At 35.3% G+C, this 15,895-nt stretch carries 13 protein-coding genes and 4 tRNA genes; 11 read left to right on the forward strand and 6 right to left on the reverse strand.

Annotation, left to right across the window (positions count from 1 at the left end; genetic code table 11):
* The first annotated feature begins 19 nt into the window (after nt 1-19).
* The 5 genes from B0M43_RS21765 to B0M43_RS21785 all read left to right on the forward strand — a co-directional run bounded on the left by B0M43_RS21765 (nt 20) and on the right by B0M43_RS21785 (nt 7,346).
* The gene (locus tag B0M43_RS21765) at nt 20-700 is read left to right on the forward strand and encodes a response regulator transcription factor (RefSeq protein WP_078006111.1); all 681 of its coding nucleotides are present in this window, start codon (nt 20-22) and stop codon (nt 698-700) included.
* Entirely contained in the window at nt 666-1,955 is a 1,290-nt protein-coding gene (locus B0M43_RS21770) for a sensor histidine kinase KdpD (protein WP_246860165.1), read from the forward strand. Before B0M43_RS21765 ends, B0M43_RS21770 begins: the two co-directional genes overlap by 35 nt.
* Before the next feature lie 63 nt (nt 1,956-2,018).
* Entirely contained in the window at nt 2,019-4,430 is a 2,412-nt protein-coding gene (locus tag B0M43_RS21775) for a TonB-dependent receptor domain-containing protein (RefSeq protein ID WP_078005369.1), read from the forward strand.
* Nucleotides 4,431-4,506: 76 nt separating this feature from the next.
* Nucleotides 4,507-6,465 carry an LTA synthase family protein gene (locus B0M43_RS21780; protein ID WP_078005370.1) on the forward strand — a complete coding sequence of 653 codons (1,959 nt, stop codon included), beginning with the start codon at nt 4,507-4,509 and terminating at the stop codon, nt 6,463-6,465.
* A complete protein-coding gene (locus tag B0M43_RS21785) occupies nt 6,465-7,346 on the forward strand; it encodes a diacylglycerol kinase family protein (RefSeq protein WP_078005371.1) in 882 nt (293 codons plus the stop codon). Before B0M43_RS21780 ends, B0M43_RS21785 begins: the two co-directional genes overlap by 1 nt.
* 77 nt (nt 7,347-7,423) lie before the next feature.
* On the opposite strand, the gene B0M43_RS21790 is transcribed toward B0M43_RS21785, so the two are convergent.
* The 5 genes from B0M43_RS21790 to B0M43_RS21810 all read right to left on the reverse strand — a co-directional run bounded on the left by B0M43_RS21790 (nt 7,424) and on the right by B0M43_RS21810 (nt 9,250).
* Nucleotides 7,424-8,182, reverse strand: a complete 759-nt coding sequence (locus B0M43_RS21790; protein WP_078005372.1) for a phosphatase PAP2 family protein — start codon at nt 8,180-8,182, stop codon at nt 7,424-7,426.
* A gap of 590 nt (nt 8,183-8,772) precedes the next feature.
* Nucleotides 8,773-8,849: transfer RNA gene (locus B0M43_RS21795), tRNA-Arg, on the reverse strand.
* Nucleotides 8,850-8,970: 121 nt separating this feature from the next.
* Nucleotides 8,971-9,044: transfer RNA gene (locus B0M43_RS21800), tRNA-Arg, on the reverse strand.
* A 32-nt stretch (nt 9,045-9,076) separates the two neighbouring features.
* Nucleotides 9,077-9,151, reverse strand: a tRNA-Pro gene (locus B0M43_RS21805).
* A gap of 15 nt (nt 9,152-9,166) precedes the next feature.
* Nucleotides 9,167-9,250: transfer RNA gene (locus B0M43_RS21810), tRNA-Ser, on the reverse strand.
* Nucleotides 9,251-9,499: 249 nt separating this feature from the next.
* Between B0M43_RS21810 and B0M43_RS21815 the strand changes: the two genes are divergently transcribed.
* From B0M43_RS21815 to B0M43_RS21825, 3 genes are all read left to right on the forward strand, one after another.
* The gene (locus tag B0M43_RS21815; RefSeq protein WP_078005373.1) at nt 9,500-10,678 is read left to right on the forward strand and encodes an acetyl-CoA C-acyltransferase; all 1,179 of its coding nucleotides are present in this window, start codon (nt 9,500-9,502) and stop codon (nt 10,676-10,678) included.
* 69 nt (nt 10,679-10,747) lie between these two features.
* Entirely contained in the window at nt 10,748-11,509 is a 762-nt protein-coding gene (locus B0M43_RS21820) for a C40 family peptidase (RefSeq protein WP_065450404.1), read from the forward strand.
* 24 nt (nt 11,510-11,533) lie between these two features.
* On the forward strand, nt 11,534-12,595 hold the full coding sequence (locus tag B0M43_RS21825) for an SMI1/KNR4 family protein (protein ID WP_078005374.1): 1,062 nt from the start codon (nt 11,534-11,536) through the stop codon (nt 12,593-12,595).
* An 80-nt stretch (nt 12,596-12,675) separates the two neighbouring features.
* Here the strand turns inward: B0M43_RS21825 and B0M43_RS21830 are convergent, their stop codons facing one another.
* Nucleotides 12,676-13,521: an AraC family transcriptional regulator gene (locus B0M43_RS21830; RefSeq protein WP_078005375.1), complete on the reverse strand. Its 846-nt coding sequence runs from the start codon at nt 13,519-13,521 to the stop codon at nt 12,676-12,678.
* Between the two features lie 120 nt (nt 13,522-13,641).
* On the opposite strand from B0M43_RS21830, the gene B0M43_RS21835 reads away from it, so the two are divergent.
* From B0M43_RS21835 to B0M43_RS21845, 3 genes are all read left to right on the forward strand, one after another.
* Nucleotides 13,642-14,628, forward strand: coding sequence for an aldo/keto reductase (locus B0M43_RS21835; RefSeq protein WP_078005376.1), 987 nt, complete (start codon nt 13,642-13,644; stop codon nt 14,626-14,628).
* A 330-nt stretch (nt 14,629-14,958) separates the two neighbouring features.
* Complete coding sequence (locus B0M43_RS21840) at nt 14,959-15,561, forward strand: NAD(P)H-dependent oxidoreductase (RefSeq protein WP_078005377.1); 603 nt, start codon at nt 14,959-14,961, stop codon at nt 15,559-15,561.
* A 19-nt stretch (nt 15,562-15,580) separates the two neighbouring features.
* On the forward strand, nt 15,581-15,859 hold the full coding sequence (locus B0M43_RS21845; RefSeq protein ID WP_078005378.1) for a putative quinol monooxygenase: 279 nt from the start codon (nt 15,581-15,583) through the stop codon (nt 15,857-15,859).
* Nucleotides 15,860-15,895: the final 36 nt, after the last annotated feature.

Here is a 15,895-nt window from a genome sequence, read left to right on the forward strand (position 1 = left end):
TTCATTTGTAAATTGCAGCATGAAAATTTTGATTATTGAAGATGAGCGCGAAATTGCGCAGAGCATCAAAGACTATTTTAAAACAAACGGCATTCAATGTGAAACCGCCGAAAACTATAATTTGGCACTCACCAAAATAGACAGTTATGATTACGATTGTATATTATTGGATCTTATGCTGCCGGATGGCGATGGTTTTGATATTTTAAAAGAGTTAAAAGCCAAAAATAAAACCGAAGGTGTAATTATTATCTCAGCAAAAGAAAACCTTGAAACGCGTTTGGAAGGATTTAATCTTGGTGCCGATGATTATCTGACCAAACCTTTTCATCTCGCAGAACTTTTGGTTCGCATGCAGGCACTCATTCGCCGTAAAAATTTTAAAGGAAGCAATAGTGTTATTTTTAATGAAATTGTAGTCGAAGTTTTCTCCAAAACAGTTTTTGTAAATGATACAAAACTAGATCTCACCAAAAAAGAATTAGATTTACTTTTGTTTTTAATTGGCAACGAAAATAAAGTGCTTTCAAAATCGGCAATTGCAGAACATCTTTCCGGTGATATGGCCGATATGCTCGATAATCATGATTTTATATACGCCCATATCAAAAACCTTAAAAAGAAACTAACACACGCCGGCAGTGGCGATTATATCAAAACCGTGTATGGCCTGGGATACAAATGGGAAAATGAGCAATAAAAAACTACTTCTTAAAACCACCAACAGTTTTCTTATTTATGCTATTATAATACTTTTAATAGCGGCGCCGGTATTTTATTATACCTGCCAGTGGCTGTATATTTATGAAACAGATGAAGTACTGCTTTTTCATAAAGGGGCTTTTGTGCAGGAAAGCCATAGCAATTATAAAGCTGCTGACATTGCGGCATGGAACAAATACAATCATAATGTTACTATTGTGCCCGATATGGGCGTAACCAAAGATTCCATCGTTGGTGAGATGATTTTTGAAGCCATGGCCAATGAAAAAGAGCCATTTCGTATACTGTATGCCCCGGTAGAAATAAACGGAAAAAAATATACTTATATCGAAAAGCGAAATCTGGTAGAAATGGAGGGAATGGTCATTAGCGTTGCTTTCATGTTTCTTTTTATCATCATTATCCTGCTGACAGGGATTATCTGGATATCCAAAAAATCGGCTGCACAAATCTGGAAACCTTTCTATAACACACTAAGCCAGATTGAGGAATTTGAAATTGATAAAAACAATGCGCCCCAATTTATTGCCACAGATATCGATGAATTTGACCGCCTTAATAAAAGTCTGGAACGGTTAATCGAAAAAAACACTGTTATTTATAAAAGCCAGAGAGAATTTGTAGAAAATGCAGCTCATGAACTCCAGACCCCATTGGCATTGTTTCAGACTAAAATTGACACGCTCCAGCAATTGGATTTAACCCGCGAACAATCTGAATTGGTGGGATCTCTCAATAAAGATGTTTCAAGACTAAACAGACTCAATAAAAACCTGCTCTTACTTTCTAAAATTGATAATGAAAGTTATCTGGAACATGATACTATTGTTCTCAACGAATATATTGATAAACATCTCGATTTTTTTATGGAACAGGCTCAATCCAAGAGTATAACAATCAATACCCATTTTATAAATAGCATTACAACAAAAGGAAATACGGCACTTACAGAAGTACTGCTTAATAATTTATTTCTGAATGCCATTCGCCACAATATAAAAAATGGTGTAATTGATATTATCATAGAAAATAATTCTCTTAAATTTGTCAATACCGGCCAAGAAACTCCGCTGGGAGCGCAGAGCATCTTTAATCGTTTTTCAAAAGTAAATCCGTCATCGCAGGGAAATGGGCTGGGACTGGCTATTATCAAAAAAATCTGCGAAATTAATCGTTGGAATATCCGTTATTCTTTTACTGAAAATCTGCATATTTTTGAAGTAATTTTCTAAAAATTCAAACTTCCTACAGAATCACTTTTGAGCTTTGTACTATTCTTTTTTTAAATAGTACAAATGAAATCAAAAACACTACTGCTCTTCTCTTTTCTTCTGCTAGCCGTAATGCAATTATCTGCCCAGAAAAAAACAGTAATCCTTTCGGGAATTATTACAGATAGTAAATCCAAAGCTGCAATACCTTACGCCAATGTTGTTTTAAAATCTTCAAAAGATCCTAAAATTTTCTTTGGAACTGTTAGCGGCGAAGACGGGCGCTTTACTATAACAGGAGTGAATTCAGGGAATTTTACGCTGGAGGTAACTTCAATTGGTTTTAAAACAAAATCTCAACCTGTATTTGTTGGCAGCCTTTCCGATTATCTGGATCTTGGAGCTATCGAAATGGAAGAAGACATCAATACTTTATCTGAAGTAACTGTAAGCTCAGGCACACAAAAAAATCCTGTAACAATGGATAAAAAAGTGTTTGCAGTAGCTGATAATATTACGCAAAGCGGAGGTTCAGTTCTGCAGTCCATGCAGAGTTTGCCCGGTGTTACGGTTCAGAATGGAAAAGTACAGTTAAGAGGAAATGATAAAGTAACCATCTTAATTGACGGCAAACAAACGGCATTGACAGGATTTGGAAACCAGTCGGGGCTGGATAATATTCCTGCTTCTGCTATCGAAAAAATTGAAATTATCAATAATCCTTCTTCTAAATATGATGCAAACGGAAATGCCGGAATCATCAATATCATTTATAAAAAAAATAAGCAGGATGGCTTAAATGGTAAAATAGGAATCAGTTCGGGTTATGGCGCATTGTGGGAGCGTAAAGCAAATCTTCCCACAATTAGAGATCAATATCACATGACACCAAAAATCAATCCGAGCCTGTCTTTAAATTACAGAAAAAACAAAGTAAACACTTATTTACAAGCCGATTATTTGTATACTGAAACCCTAAACAAAAATGAGTTTGTAACCAGAACCTATGATGATGGCACCATAATTAACCAGCAAACCAAACGAAATCGCGACACACATTTTACCACTATTAAAACCGGAATCGACTGGAATTATAACGACCAGAATACTTTTTCATTTTCCGGATTATTTGGAAGCGAAAAAATTATCGATCACGGAGATGAGCCTTTTTTTAACCAAGATTATTCTCAGCGTTTGCGCTTATGGCAATTTTTAGAAGATGAGCTTAAGACAACCGTGATGGCAAGCGCTTCTTACCAGCATAAATTTAGACAAGCTGGGCGAAAATTAAATGCGGGAATTAATTACACGTACCATCAGGAAGATGAAAAATATTTCTTTGATAATATTCTGCCAGCTTCTACAGGACAAGATGCCTTTAAATTACTTTCAGATGAAAAAGTAATCGACTTAAATTTAGATTATGTTCAGCCTTTAAAATACGGTCGTTTTGAAACGGGAATTAAATTTAGAAATCGGGAAATTCCAACCAACATGCAGTTTTTTCCGGGCGAAAACTCCCCTATCGATGCCAATGCAGGTGGTTGGGCCACTTATAAAGAACTCATTCCTGCTATTTATGGAAACTATATTTATGAAACAGAAAGAATTGAAGCTGAGTTGGGACTGCGTTATGAATATGTACAGCTAAAGTATGAGGTAAACCCCAATCACCCTACTTATAAAAGTGACGGTTATAATTATACAGAACCTTTTCCGAGTGTTAAACTCGCTTACAAAATAGATGATAAAAATAAATTTACCGCTTTTTACAACCGCCGTGTTGACAGGCCTAATGAAGTCGATATTCGTATTTTTCCTAAGTACGATGATGCTGAAATTATTAAAGTAGGAAATCCTGCCCTTCGTCCCCAGTACACAACTGCCTTTGAAGTTGGATATAAAAATGATTTTAAAAAGGGCTATTTTTTAGGTTCACTTTATTATAGGGTTGTAAACGGTACCATTACCCGAATTGCAACAACGGTTCCCGGCAGCCCAATCATTTATAATGTATTCCAAAATGCCATGGAAAGTTCTTCTTTTGGCATTGAGCTTGTCTTTGCCAAAGAAATTACGCCTTGGTATTCTTTTAATCTGAATGGAAATTTATATAAAAATACTATAGACGCTTTTACGGTTACCAATTTATATCCAGTTGCGTCAACTTATAGCGGAAGTCTTCAGGAAGTTACTTCAGGTAATATGAAATGGAATAATACTTTTCAATTTAACAAAACACTTTCCGGACAGGTTTCTATGGTTTATCTGGCTCCGGACATTATTCCACAGGGAAAAATTGACTCTCGCTTTTCTACTGATCTTGGTGTAAAAAAGAGTGTGCAGAAAGGAAAAGGCGAAGTATTCATAAATGCCACCGATATCTTCAATACACTGGTAATAAAAAAAGAAATTCAGGGCGAGGGTTTTCGCTACACCAGCAAGGATTATTATGAGACACAGGTAGTTCGCTTTGGCTACAGTTATAAATTCTGATTTCCCAATAAAAACCAAAATTCAAAATAAATTCAGAATTAGGTTATAAAATTTGCCTTTTTAATAGTATAAAAACATGAATAAATTATCCCCAAAATACGGCAGGTATTCAATGCTGTTTCATTTCATTATCTGGTTTTTAATGCTTTCACAATTGCTTAGAATTTCCTTTTTCATATGGCAATATGATGAAGTTTCGTGGAATTTGATTGCTCTTTTAAGAACATTCCTGACAGGTTTGTTTTTTGATTTTGGCACTGTTGTTTTCATTTCACTCTGCAGCATATTGTATTATAGCCTTATGCCTAATAAATGGATTGGCTCGATATTAGATAAAGTCCTTGTTTATTTTTTCACATCACTCACGGTCTTTATTCTTGTATTTACTTTTTTTGCCGAATTGACATTTTGGGATGAATTCAAAACAAGATTTAATTTTATAGCTGTTGATTATCTTATCTATACACATGAAGTTGTATCCAATATTAAACAGTCTTATCCGCTTCCTTTGCTAATTGGCGGAGTTTTACTGCTAAGTGCAGCATTTCTGTTTCTTTTTTATCAGCAAAAAGCTTTTACAACAACTTTTACTTCAAAATCAACTTTAAAAACCAGACTTTCGGTTTTGTCTTCAGCTATAATTGTCGCTCTGTTTTTTAGCTTCTTTATTACCAATAATCAGGCGGAATGGTCTTCCAACCGGTATAATTCTGAAATTTCAAAATCAGGAATTTATTCCTTTTTTGCTGCTTTTAGAAATAACCAGATGAAATATGTTGACTTCTATACTTCAATTCATAATGACAAAGCTTTTGGTGTTATAAGAAAGAAACTGGCAGCTGATAATGCTGTTTATTTTAAAAGTGGTTCTTCCATTCACAGAAAAATAACAGACAGTGCCGCTTCCCTTAAAAACAAAAATGTTGTTTTTATTTTGGTCGAAAGTCTTAGCGGAAGTTTTCTTAAGGAGTTCGGAAACAAAGAAAACATAACTCCGTTTCTGGACAGCCTTGCCCAAAAAAGTATCTTCTTTGAGGATTTATATGCCACTGGAACAAGAACGGTCAGAGGCATGGAAGCCGTTACTTTATGTATACCTCCCACGCCGGGCCAGAGCATCGTTAAAAGACCTAATAATCAAAATCTTTATACGGTTTCTAATGTGTTTAAAACCCGAGAATACGATTGTAACTTTTTCTATGGAGGAGACGGCTACTTTGATAATATGAATGCCTATTTTGGAGGCAACGGATTTACGATTTATGATCGTGGACGAGGAAGCGTTTTGAGCGACGCAATTAAAACCGTTCGTCATAACATAAATGATAACGAAGTAACTTTTGAGAATGCATGGGGAATTTGTGATCAGGACATTTTCAATAAAATGCTAAAAGTTGCCGATTCGCAATACAAAGCCGGAAAGCCATTTTTCAATTTTGTAATGACAACATCCAATCACAGGCCTTTTACTTATCCTTCAGGAAAGATTGATATTCCATCGGGAACAAGCCGCGAGGGAGCGGTAAAATACACCGATTTTGCACTGAAAGAATTATTCAAAAAAGCCAAAACAAAGCCCTGGTTTAAAAACACAGTATTTGTAATCATTGCCGACCATTGCGCCAGCAGCGCCGGCAAAGATGAAATAGATGTTGCCAATTACCATATTCCAGCCTTCATTGTGAATTTACCAGAGAATCAGAATCAAAAAATAGCCAAACAGTGTTCGCAAATTGACCTGTGGCCTACCCTTTTTTCTTTGTTTCACTGGAATTATGAATCTGATTTTTTTGGAAAAAATGTTTTGGATGCCAATTTTGAGCAAAGGGCATTAATGGGAACGTATCGCAAACTCGTTTTGATGAAAAAGGAAAAAGTAATGATTTTATCCGACCAGAAAAAACAGGCCTTTTACTGCTGGAACAAAAAAGACAATAGTCTTAAAGCTCTTACTATCGACGAGTCATTTTTAGAAGAAACAATTTCGTGGTACCAGACTGCCGATTTTCTTTTTACCAATAAACTTTTAAAATAATGATTTACATTCATTTTATAATCAATCCTATATCCGGGAGTGGAAAACACAACCTATCTGCTTCCTATCTTTTGAATCAATTTTCTAAAGAGGAATATAAAATTCAAGTTGATTATACCAACCAAAAAAAGCATGCCATAGCACTCACAAAAGCGGCTATTACTCGAAATCCTGATTATATCATTGCTTGCGGCGGAGACGGAACCATCAACGAAGTAGCTTCTTGCCTTGTGGGAACTTCAATTAAGTTAGGAATTATTCCGGTAGGTTCAGGAAACGGGCTGGCCTCTAACCTGAATATTCCCAGAAATTTTGACAAAGCGATTGGTATTATAAAAAAAGGAAATTCAACAGTTATGGATGTTGGGCAACTCAATCACAAATACTTTTTCAGCAATATGGGTATCGGTATTGATGCCATGATTATCAAGAAATATGAGAGAGCAGGAAAAAGAACACTTCCCGCTTATATCAAGGCTGCATTATCTTCCAGCTTAGAATTTAAATCCCAAAAAACTATTGTGCATTTTAACGATCAGATTATGGAAACAGATCCTTTGATGTTATTCATATCTAACTCAAACGAAATGGGTTATAATATGAGTCTAACCCCAAAAGCAAGTCTTCACGACGGATTACTCGATATGATTATTATACCGAAATTGTCCTTTTTTGAAAAAATTATGCTGGGTTATCATGTTCTTCGAAACTCCATCGAAAAATTTGAAAAGGCAAAACACTGTTTCGTAAAAGATATTCAAATCGAAATGCCCTCCAAAATCTTCATTGATGCCCAAATTGACGGAGAACAGTATAATTTAAAAACAAATAAAATAAAAGTAAGCATACTTCCGGGCGCTTTGCAGGTTCTTGTTTTATAAAAACATAAATTCCATAGAGAGACTTACATAATCTGCCTATGGAAATTAATTTTGTAGTTCCTAAATTATTTACTGCTTTAAAATTGCCTTACAAAACTGCATCCCAGTTCTTTTCCGTTATAAAAAGGCATAATCATCGATGTGGTTTTATTTTCTTTTGAGGATTTAAAGACCTTATTCTGCAGATAAGGATATATCCAATAAGCAGCTTTTGTACTTAATATTCCTATACCTGCTCCCGCAACAACATCTGTAAGCCAGTGCCTGTCATTATACATTCTAAAAAGTCCCGTTCCTGTTGCTACTGCATATCCTGCAATTCCGTACCAAATGGATTGGTCCTTATATTCCTGATACATAAATTCGGCTCCCGCAAAAGCAGTAGCTGTATGCCCTGAAGGAAAGGAGTTATTGGAGGATCCGTCGGGTCTTTCCACTTTTGTGATATTCTTAAGGGCAAATACCGAAGCGCTCATCATCAAATATGAACTCGCCAAAATGATAGAGCGGTCTTTCAGGTTATTTTTCCCTTTTACGCCAAAAGCATTAAGTGCATAAACAGAAGCTGCAGGTGCCCACTGAGAAAAATCATCAATTGAAACTTTATGATCAATATCCTCATTTACTTCTTCCTTAATTTCTGAATTATAACTCTTAAGCTGATCACTTTCCAAACCAATAAATCCATATCCCAAAAGAACCCCGGGAATGATTAATTGTTTGTAATTGAACTTTAAATTAGGTACTGTATCTTGCACAGCAATTGTATCACTTATTGTGTTTTGCGCACAAATCGAAGTCATACCAATAAGGAATAAGAGGAAGATTTTTAACATGTTAGAAAAGATTAGATATTACTAATTACGCTTGTTGAATAGAAATTAAACGTAGTTTTTCCTCATAGAAAGAGAATTAATTATAAGGCAAAGTTGAAGATGAAATCTGAAGAAATTCTGTATTTATGGCGAGAGTATTTTTTTTTAACAAAATTTAATCAAGTAATATTCAGGCTGGAAAAATATTAGAATAAACTGATTTGTCATCTTGCTACCAAAGTGGTTCGAACGGAGTTAAAAAAAATTGGAAGTCAATTTTTTTTTTCAAAAACACAGTCTAATTAAGACTTTTGTACAATTTAGCAAATCTCTTAAAAAAATAAACAACTATAAATCAAACATTTAAAATGGTTCGAATCCTGTTACCTCATCAAGAGAGGATTTCGAACCAATTACACAAAAAAGCACTACTCACACAAGTAAAAGCCACTATTGACAAGGCTTTCAGCCTTATCTTAATCTATGAAAAAGCTACTGTAATTAAAATACAATCTAAATCGAAGAATTGCTAAAAAAACAAAATAATTAGTAAAAATTTAGATTTTAAACGAAAAAACCGATCAAATATCTAAAAAGATATCTGATCGGTTTGGTGAACGCAGAAGGATTCGAACCTTCGACCGCCTGCTTAGAAGGCAGGTGCTCTATCCAGCTGAGCTATGCGTCCTTATTCTTTACTTAACTTAGGGATGTCATGATTGAAAATCAAAATCTTAAATCCAGCTAATATATACCACTAAGCCATCTTAATAAAACAAAAAAGCCACTCGATTGAATGGCTTTTTATGTGAACGCAGAAGGATTCGAACCTTCGACCGCCTGCTTAGAAGGCAGGTGCTCTATCCAGCTGAGCTATGCGTCCATTTGTTTTAAAACTTTATGGCAAAGTTTCTGTCGGGGTGGCAGGATTCGAACCTGCGGCCTCCTGCTCCCAAAGCAGGCGCGATAACCGGGCTACGCTACACCCCGAAGGCAAAAATTAAGCGGAGAGACAGGGACTCGAACCCTGGCGACGGTTACCCGTCGACAGATTAGCAATCTGCTCCATTACCGCTCTGGCACCTCTCCAAGCTCAAGAAACGTGTTCTGTTTTGCGGTTGCAAATGTAAGACAACATTCCATATCTCACAACTATTTGTGTGCTTTTTTTAAACTTTTTTCAATCTTTTTTTTAAACCACTTCACAATCAAACAAATAGAATTAACAAAAAATTGATATTAAATTTAAAATCCAATGAAACTGATACATATTCATACAAAATTTGAATTTATTTAAATAAAGAGTAAATTTGCTTGATTAACTAATATTAACAGAAAATGAACAAAAGAGTTGTTATCGTTTCTGCCGTTAGAACACCTATCGGAAGTTTCATGGGAGGTTTATCTACCGTACCCGCACCAAAATTAGGTGCCGCCGCTATAAAAGGCGCACTTCAAAAAATTAACCTGGACCCAAAATTAGTTGATGAAGTTTTTATGGGCAACGTTGTTCAGGCAGGAGTTGGACAAGCTCCAGCACGTCAGGCCGCGCTTTTCGCAGGTTTGTCTGAAGAAGTTGCTGCTACAACTGTAAACAAAGTTTGTGCTTCCGGAATGAAAGCTGTAATGTTCGCTGCTCAGGCTATTGCTTGTGGTGACGCTGAAATTGTAGTTGCCGGAGGAATGGAAAACATGAGCTTGATTCCGCATTACATACAAATGCGTAACGGAACTAAATTTGGCCCGGCAACTATGCTTGACGGAATGCAAAAAGATGGTTTGACAGATGCTTACGATAACAACGCAATGGGAGTTTGCGCTGATTTATGTGCATCTGAATACAACATCAGCCGTGAAGACCAAGACAATTTTGCTATTCAATCCTACGAAAGAAGTGCAAAAGCCTGGGATGCCGGAAAATTCGACAACGAAATTATTCCTGTCGAAGTACCACAAAGACGCGGTGAACCAATTATCGTTTCTAAAGATGAGGAATACACTAATGTAAAATTGGATAAAATTCCTTCATTAGCTGCTGTTTTCACCAAAGACGGAACAGTTACTGCTGCAAATGCTTCTACAATCAACGACGGAGCTGCTGCTTTAGTTTTAATGTCTGAAGAAAAAGCAATCTCATTAGGATTAAAACCTTTAGCGTACATCAAAGGTTACGCAGATGCCGCCCAAGAACCAAAATGGTTTACTACAAGTCCGGCAAAAGCATTACCAAAAGCCTTAAACAAAGCTGGAATCGCCATTGGAGATGTTGATTATTTCGAATTCAACGAAGCTTTCGCAGTTGTTGGATTAGCCAATTCAAAAATCCTTGATCTGGATAACGATAAAGTAAACGTAAATGGCGGTGCTGTTTCACTAGGACATCCTTTAGGTTGTTCAGGAGCCAGAATCATCGTAACTTTACTAAATGTTTTAGAACAAAACAATGCTAAAACCGGAGCTGCTGCAATTTGCAATGGTGGTGGTGGAGCATCTGCAATTGTTATCGAAAGAGCTTAAATAATAATACAATAGATTGGGAGTTGTTAAAATAATAACTCCCAATTTTCAACTTATAAATTACCCTAAATGTTCGGAATTTGCAATCTAGCCATAGTACCCGTTCGATCTGAACCAAGTGACAGAAGTGAAATCGTTACACAACTTTTGTTTGGCGAGCACATCGAAATTTTAGAACGTCAAAATCAATGGGCCCGAATAAAAATTCAGTTTGATGACTATGAAGGCTGGGTAGATTCGAAACAATATCAGGTAATTTCTGAAGCCAATTACAATCAGTTAAGCAAAGAAGCAATTATCTTAAATGCTGATTTGATTGATTATATCAGTGCGCCGGATAATTTATTATTACCAATTCCGCTTGGCGCATCATTATCTTTTTTAAATAATAGCGAAATCAATACATCAAACTTTGATTTCGAAGGAACAAAAACCAGTGGTGTAAAACCTAAAAGCGCTTTAATAAATACCGCTTTTATGTATTTGAACGCTCCCTATTTATGGGGAGGTAAAACACCTTTCGGAATCGATTGTTCCGGTTTCACGCAAATGGTTTACAAACTAAACGGCTATAAAATTCATCGCGATGCCTCACAGCAAGCACTTGAAGGAGAACCTTTAAGTTTTATCGAAGAAAGCGAAGCTGGAGATTTAGCTTTTTTTGACAATGACGAAGGAAACATCATTCATGTCGGAATCATTATGGACAACAATTACATCATTCACGCAAGTGGAAAAGTTCGTATTGACCGTTTAGACCATTTAGGAATTTACAATCCGGAATTGAACAAACATACCCACAAACTTCGTGTCATAAAAAAAATCATCTAATATTTCTAATATCCGTAAAATAGTATGTCATTAAAAATCTCATTATCTAAAAAAGAATTTAAAATTAATGATATTGCTGTCGAATTTCCTGTTGAAATAGCGGTTTTAAAAACAATTTTAGGCGAAGCAAGATTAAAAAAGAGTGAGCATAACCAAATTTATACTTGGGACAATCATGGTTTAATTGCATTTTCTAAAGAGGGAAAAAAAGCAGAAAATTTATTATTGGATCTAAATTATGGAACTTATGATTTCTGCTCAAAACAGTCTTTTTCAGGAGAATTTATTTTTGAAGATCAAAATCTTTTTGAATTTTACACAACCAATAAAAAACAACTTGTAAAACTTTTTAAGGGTGATGACAGCGGTGCCTTTATTCTTAAAGGAATCAGCGTTTGGTTTAATAAAGATGATGATAAAATAACAGCGATCGACATAGCTGCTTACCAGGAAAAGATTAAAAAGCCCAGCCTGCCTATTGATGAAAAATTTAAACAATTCGAATCCTTATGGCAAGAATGGATTACCGAAATCAATAAAATTATTGAATCAGACAATCGTTATTACAATCTCACTGAGGGGATTTCTGCAGAAAATTTAGAAGAACATTCTGAATTAGAAGAAGAAATCAAAATACCGCCGGCTCTTCAAAATTTTTATAAAGTTCAAAACGTAGAATACGATGCCGTAACTTCTGCTTTTCAGTTTTTGATCAACAATTGGACTTACGATCTTATTCCGTTTGAAGACATCAAAGACGAATGGAACTCTATACAAGATTTACAATTTGACGAAGACGATCTTCCGGAACTGGAAATAGATTTTGATAAAATAAAAACCAATAACTACGCAAACCCAAAATGGATTCCGTTTGCAACAGGAAGAAATGGCGATTATTTAATCTATGATACAGACCCTGCCGAAAAAGGAAAATTCGGACAAATCATAGAACTTCAAAACGAATCCTGGGAACGAAATATAGTAGCTGAATCATTAGAAGAACTTCTAAAAAACGAAATCAACAATCTGAAAAACGGCAAAACAGAACATTTCGATTTTATAACCGGCAAAGAAAATCAAGATTAAATCCGTTCAATCTAAAACAAAAAAATCCGTGACAATCCGTGTTTTCGCTTGCGAATCAGTGTCATCCGTGTGCCATTTTATCACGCGCTAATTCGAATCGTTTTCCTAAATTCCGAAGGACTATTCCCTCTTTGCTTTTTAAAGAATTTATTAAAGTGGCTTTCATCCGTAAAACCAAATTCATACGCAATTTCATTAATACGCTTATCACTGAATTGCAAACGATGTTCGATCAGTTTAGTTTTATAATTGCTGATATATTGTTGCATTGTTTCATCAGCATGTTTTTTAAAATAACGTCCTAAATAAGTATTCGAAATTCCGAAATATTCGCTTAATGACTCTGCTTTTATTTTCTCTGGATAATAAATATTATTCTGAATATATTGCAGGATATCCATCGCTTTCCCTTCAGTTCCCACATTCACCTGTTCCGGTAAATACTTTGCAATATTTCTCGCTACAATAATAATAAGTGTGTTCACCAATTGCTGAATCAATTCCTGATTGTAAACATCTTTATCCTGATGTTCACGACAAATCGCCTCAACCATCACTTTTACCAAACATTTATCGGCATCATTCTTCAAAATACAGCCCGGCTGATGATTCGCATTCTGCAAAATATATTCTAAACGCTGAATGTTTTCATTTTGTAAACTGGAGTTCTTCAAATAAATATCATTAAATCTCAAAAAGAAAAACTTTGTTTTCGTCTCGATAGTAAAATTATGACAATCTTCAGGCGTCAGTAAAAACATATGTCCCGCATCATATTCAAAAATATTTTTATTGATGCATTGCGAACCTGTTCCTTCCAAAATATAAACCAATTCAAAGAAATTATGACGATCTCCCACATCCGGATATTCATCCAGAGTTTCAAAGGAAACGGTAAACGGCTCGTATAAATTTTCTTTTTTCATGATGCAGTAAATTATTTGAAGTTGCAAATTTACATAAAAAAGACAAATATATACAAGTTAACACTCTTAAAAATGGTATAATTTTGCCAAGTGAAATTTAAGATTTAAAAATACTACATTATGGAATATAGAAAATTAGGCAATACTGAACTTGAATTATCAACTATTACATACGGCGCATTTGCCATTGGCGGAAACATGTGGGGCGGAAACGAAAAAGCAGACTCAATCGCTTCCATTCAGGCTTCAATCGACCATGGCGTAACCACAATAGACACCGCTCCTTTTTACGGATTTGGTTTAAGCGAAGAAATGATTGGCGAAGCTATAAAATCTCATGATCGTTCAAAAGTACAGTTATTGACCAAATTTGGTTTAGTTTGGGACGGAAGCAATAAAGGAAAAGGCGATTTCTTTTTCGATGCCGATGATAACGGAAAAAAAATCCCGATTTACAAATACGCTTCAAAAAGCAACATTATTAAAGAAGTCGAACAAAGCTTAAAACGTCTTCAAACCGATTATATCGATTTATTGCAAATTCACTGGCCAGATTCTACAACGCCAATTCAGGAAACGATGGAAGCGCTTGAAACTTTGATTCAACAAGGAAAAATCAGAGCGGCGGGAGTTAGTAATTATAGTGCTTCGCAAATTGAGGAAGCGCAAAAAACAATTCAATTAGCATCAAACCAGGTTCCGTTTAGTATGCTGAATCGAAAAATAGAAACCGATTTGCTTCCGTTAACCCTTGCAGAAAACATCGGAATTATTGCTTATAGCCCAATGGAAAGAGGTTTATTAACCGGAAAATATTTCACTGATAGCAAACTAAAAGACAACGATCATAGAAATGGTTATTTTGGTCAATTTGATCTTCAAAAAGTAAAAACTTTAGTTGAAGAATTGAGTTCATTGGCCAATGCAAAACACATTTCAATCTCACAATTGGTTTTACGCTGGACGACTTTACAAAAAGGAATCACAATCGTTTTGGCTGGAGCAAGAAACGCAGAACAAGCCATTTCTAACGCAAAAGCAATGGATTTTGATTTATCTGGCTCTGAATTAGACTTCATCAATCAGGCCATTTCAAAAGCAAAATAAAAATATTTAAAAACATAGAAACATAGCCAATAGGCACGCAGAAAGGCATTTCACTTAGTTTAAAAACACATAGCTATGTGTGAGAAACTAGTTTCTTTCCACATTCTTTTTTAGCCAAAGAAAACTATGTTTCTATGTGTTTAAAATTATACTCAATACATTAAAAAATAATAAAAACAATTTGGGTGTGTCCCCGCAGAAAAAGCGGGGTCGGGCTTTCGGCTATATTCCCGATTAACAAAAACTACGGCTAAAAAGCCTTGTCTTTCTAAATCGGGAGATAACGCCTCTATCCCTCACACTCAAAATTTCATAAGAAGATTTAAGGACATGAAAAAAATATTTATCATCAACGGAAGTCAAAATTTCGCACATTCAGGCGGAAAATTTAACCAAACCGTTACCGATTGGACAATCGAATACTTAACAAACAGCAAGCAATTCGAAATTAAAACAACCGACATCAAAAAAGGTTTTGATCTTGATGAAGAAGTAGACAAATTCGTTTGGGCCGATGTTGTTGTTTATCACACACCGGTTTGGTGGTTTCAATTACCTAATCTTTTCAAAAAATACATTGACGATGTTTTCACAGCCGGACACAACAAAGGAATTTACAGAAGTGACGGAAGAACCAGAACCAATCCGGACATAAATTACGGAACCGGAGGACAATTACACGGACGCAAATACATGCTTACCACAAGTTGGAATGCGCCTGCAACCGCTTTCACACTTCCGGGAGAATTTTTCGAAGAAACATCTGTAGATGACGGAGCTATGTTTGGTTTCCATAAAATGAATAAATTTGTAGGTATGGAAAAACTAGAAAGTTTTCATTTCCACGACGTTGAAAAAGGTGCCACTGCCGAAAACATTGACATCTTTAAAGAAAATTACACCAAACACTTAGAAAAAACTTTTAACTTCTAACCTTTAAATTTTCACAATTATGATCTCAATTACAGCATTATTTAAAAGCAAAACCGAAAACATAGAACAACTACAAAGCATGTTAAATCATTTGGTTACCGAAACCAGAAAAGAAGCAGCTTGCGTACGTTATGATCTTCATCATTCTGAAAATGTTTTTATTATTTGGGAAGAATGGCAAGATCAGTCAGGACTTGATATCCATAACAATCAACCATATTTACAGGATTTTATCAAGCAAAGCGAAGGTCTGGTTGCCTCTCCTATTCAGGTTTATAAAACAACACAATTATTATAAATAGTTACAATAATTAGGCACCAATAAATTAACTTG

Origin of the sequence: Flavobacterium sp. KBS0721 (assembly GCF_002007065.3) — a bacterium.
Classification (GTDB): Bacteria; Bacteroidota; Bacteroidia; order Flavobacteriales; family Flavobacteriaceae; genus Flavobacterium; species Flavobacterium piscis.

Excerpts from the sequence above, each read along its gene's own strand:
- B0M43_RS21765 (WP_078006111.1), top strand. The coding sequence starts at position 20 with ATGAAAATTTTGATTATTGAAGATGAGCGCGAAATTGCGCAGAGCATC.
- B0M43_RS21770 (WP_246860165.1), top strand. The coding sequence starts at position 666 with ATGGCCTGGGATACAAATGGGAAAATGAGCAATAAAAAACTACTTCTT.
- B0M43_RS21775 (WP_078005369.1), top strand. The coding sequence starts at position 2,019 with ATGAAATCAAAAACACTACTGCTCTTCTCTTTTCTTCTGCTAGCCGTA.
- B0M43_RS21780 (WP_078005370.1), top strand. The coding sequence starts at position 4,507 with ATGAATAAATTATCCCCAAAATACGGCAGGTATTCAATGCTGTTTCAT.
- B0M43_RS21785 (WP_078005371.1), top strand. The coding sequence starts at position 6,465 with ATGATTTACATTCATTTTATAATCAATCCTATATCCGGGAGTGGAAAA.
- B0M43_RS21790 (WP_078005372.1), bottom strand. The coding sequence starts at position 8,182 with ATGTTAAAAATCTTCCTCTTATTCCTTATTGGTATGACTTCGATTTGT.
- B0M43_RS21815 (WP_078005373.1), top strand. The coding sequence starts at position 9,500 with ATGAACAAAAGAGTTGTTATCGTTTCTGCCGTTAGAACACCTATCGGA.
- B0M43_RS21820 (WP_065450404.1), top strand. The coding sequence starts at position 10,748 with ATGTTCGGAATTTGCAATCTAGCCATAGTACCCGTTCGATCTGAACCA.
- B0M43_RS21825 (WP_078005374.1), top strand. The coding sequence starts at position 11,534 with ATGTCATTAAAAATCTCATTATCTAAAAAAGAATTTAAAATTAATGAT.
- B0M43_RS21830 (WP_078005375.1), bottom strand. The coding sequence starts at position 13,521 with ATGAAAAAAGAAAATTTATACGAGCCGTTTACCGTTTCCTTTGAAACT.
- B0M43_RS21835 (WP_078005376.1), top strand. The coding sequence starts at position 13,642 with ATGGAATATAGAAAATTAGGCAATACTGAACTTGAATTATCAACTATT.
- B0M43_RS21840 (WP_078005377.1), top strand. The coding sequence starts at position 14,959 with ATGAAAAAAATATTTATCATCAACGGAAGTCAAAATTTCGCACATTCA.
- B0M43_RS21845 (WP_078005378.1), top strand. The coding sequence starts at position 15,581 with ATGATCTCAATTACAGCATTATTTAAAAGCAAAACCGAAAACATAGAA.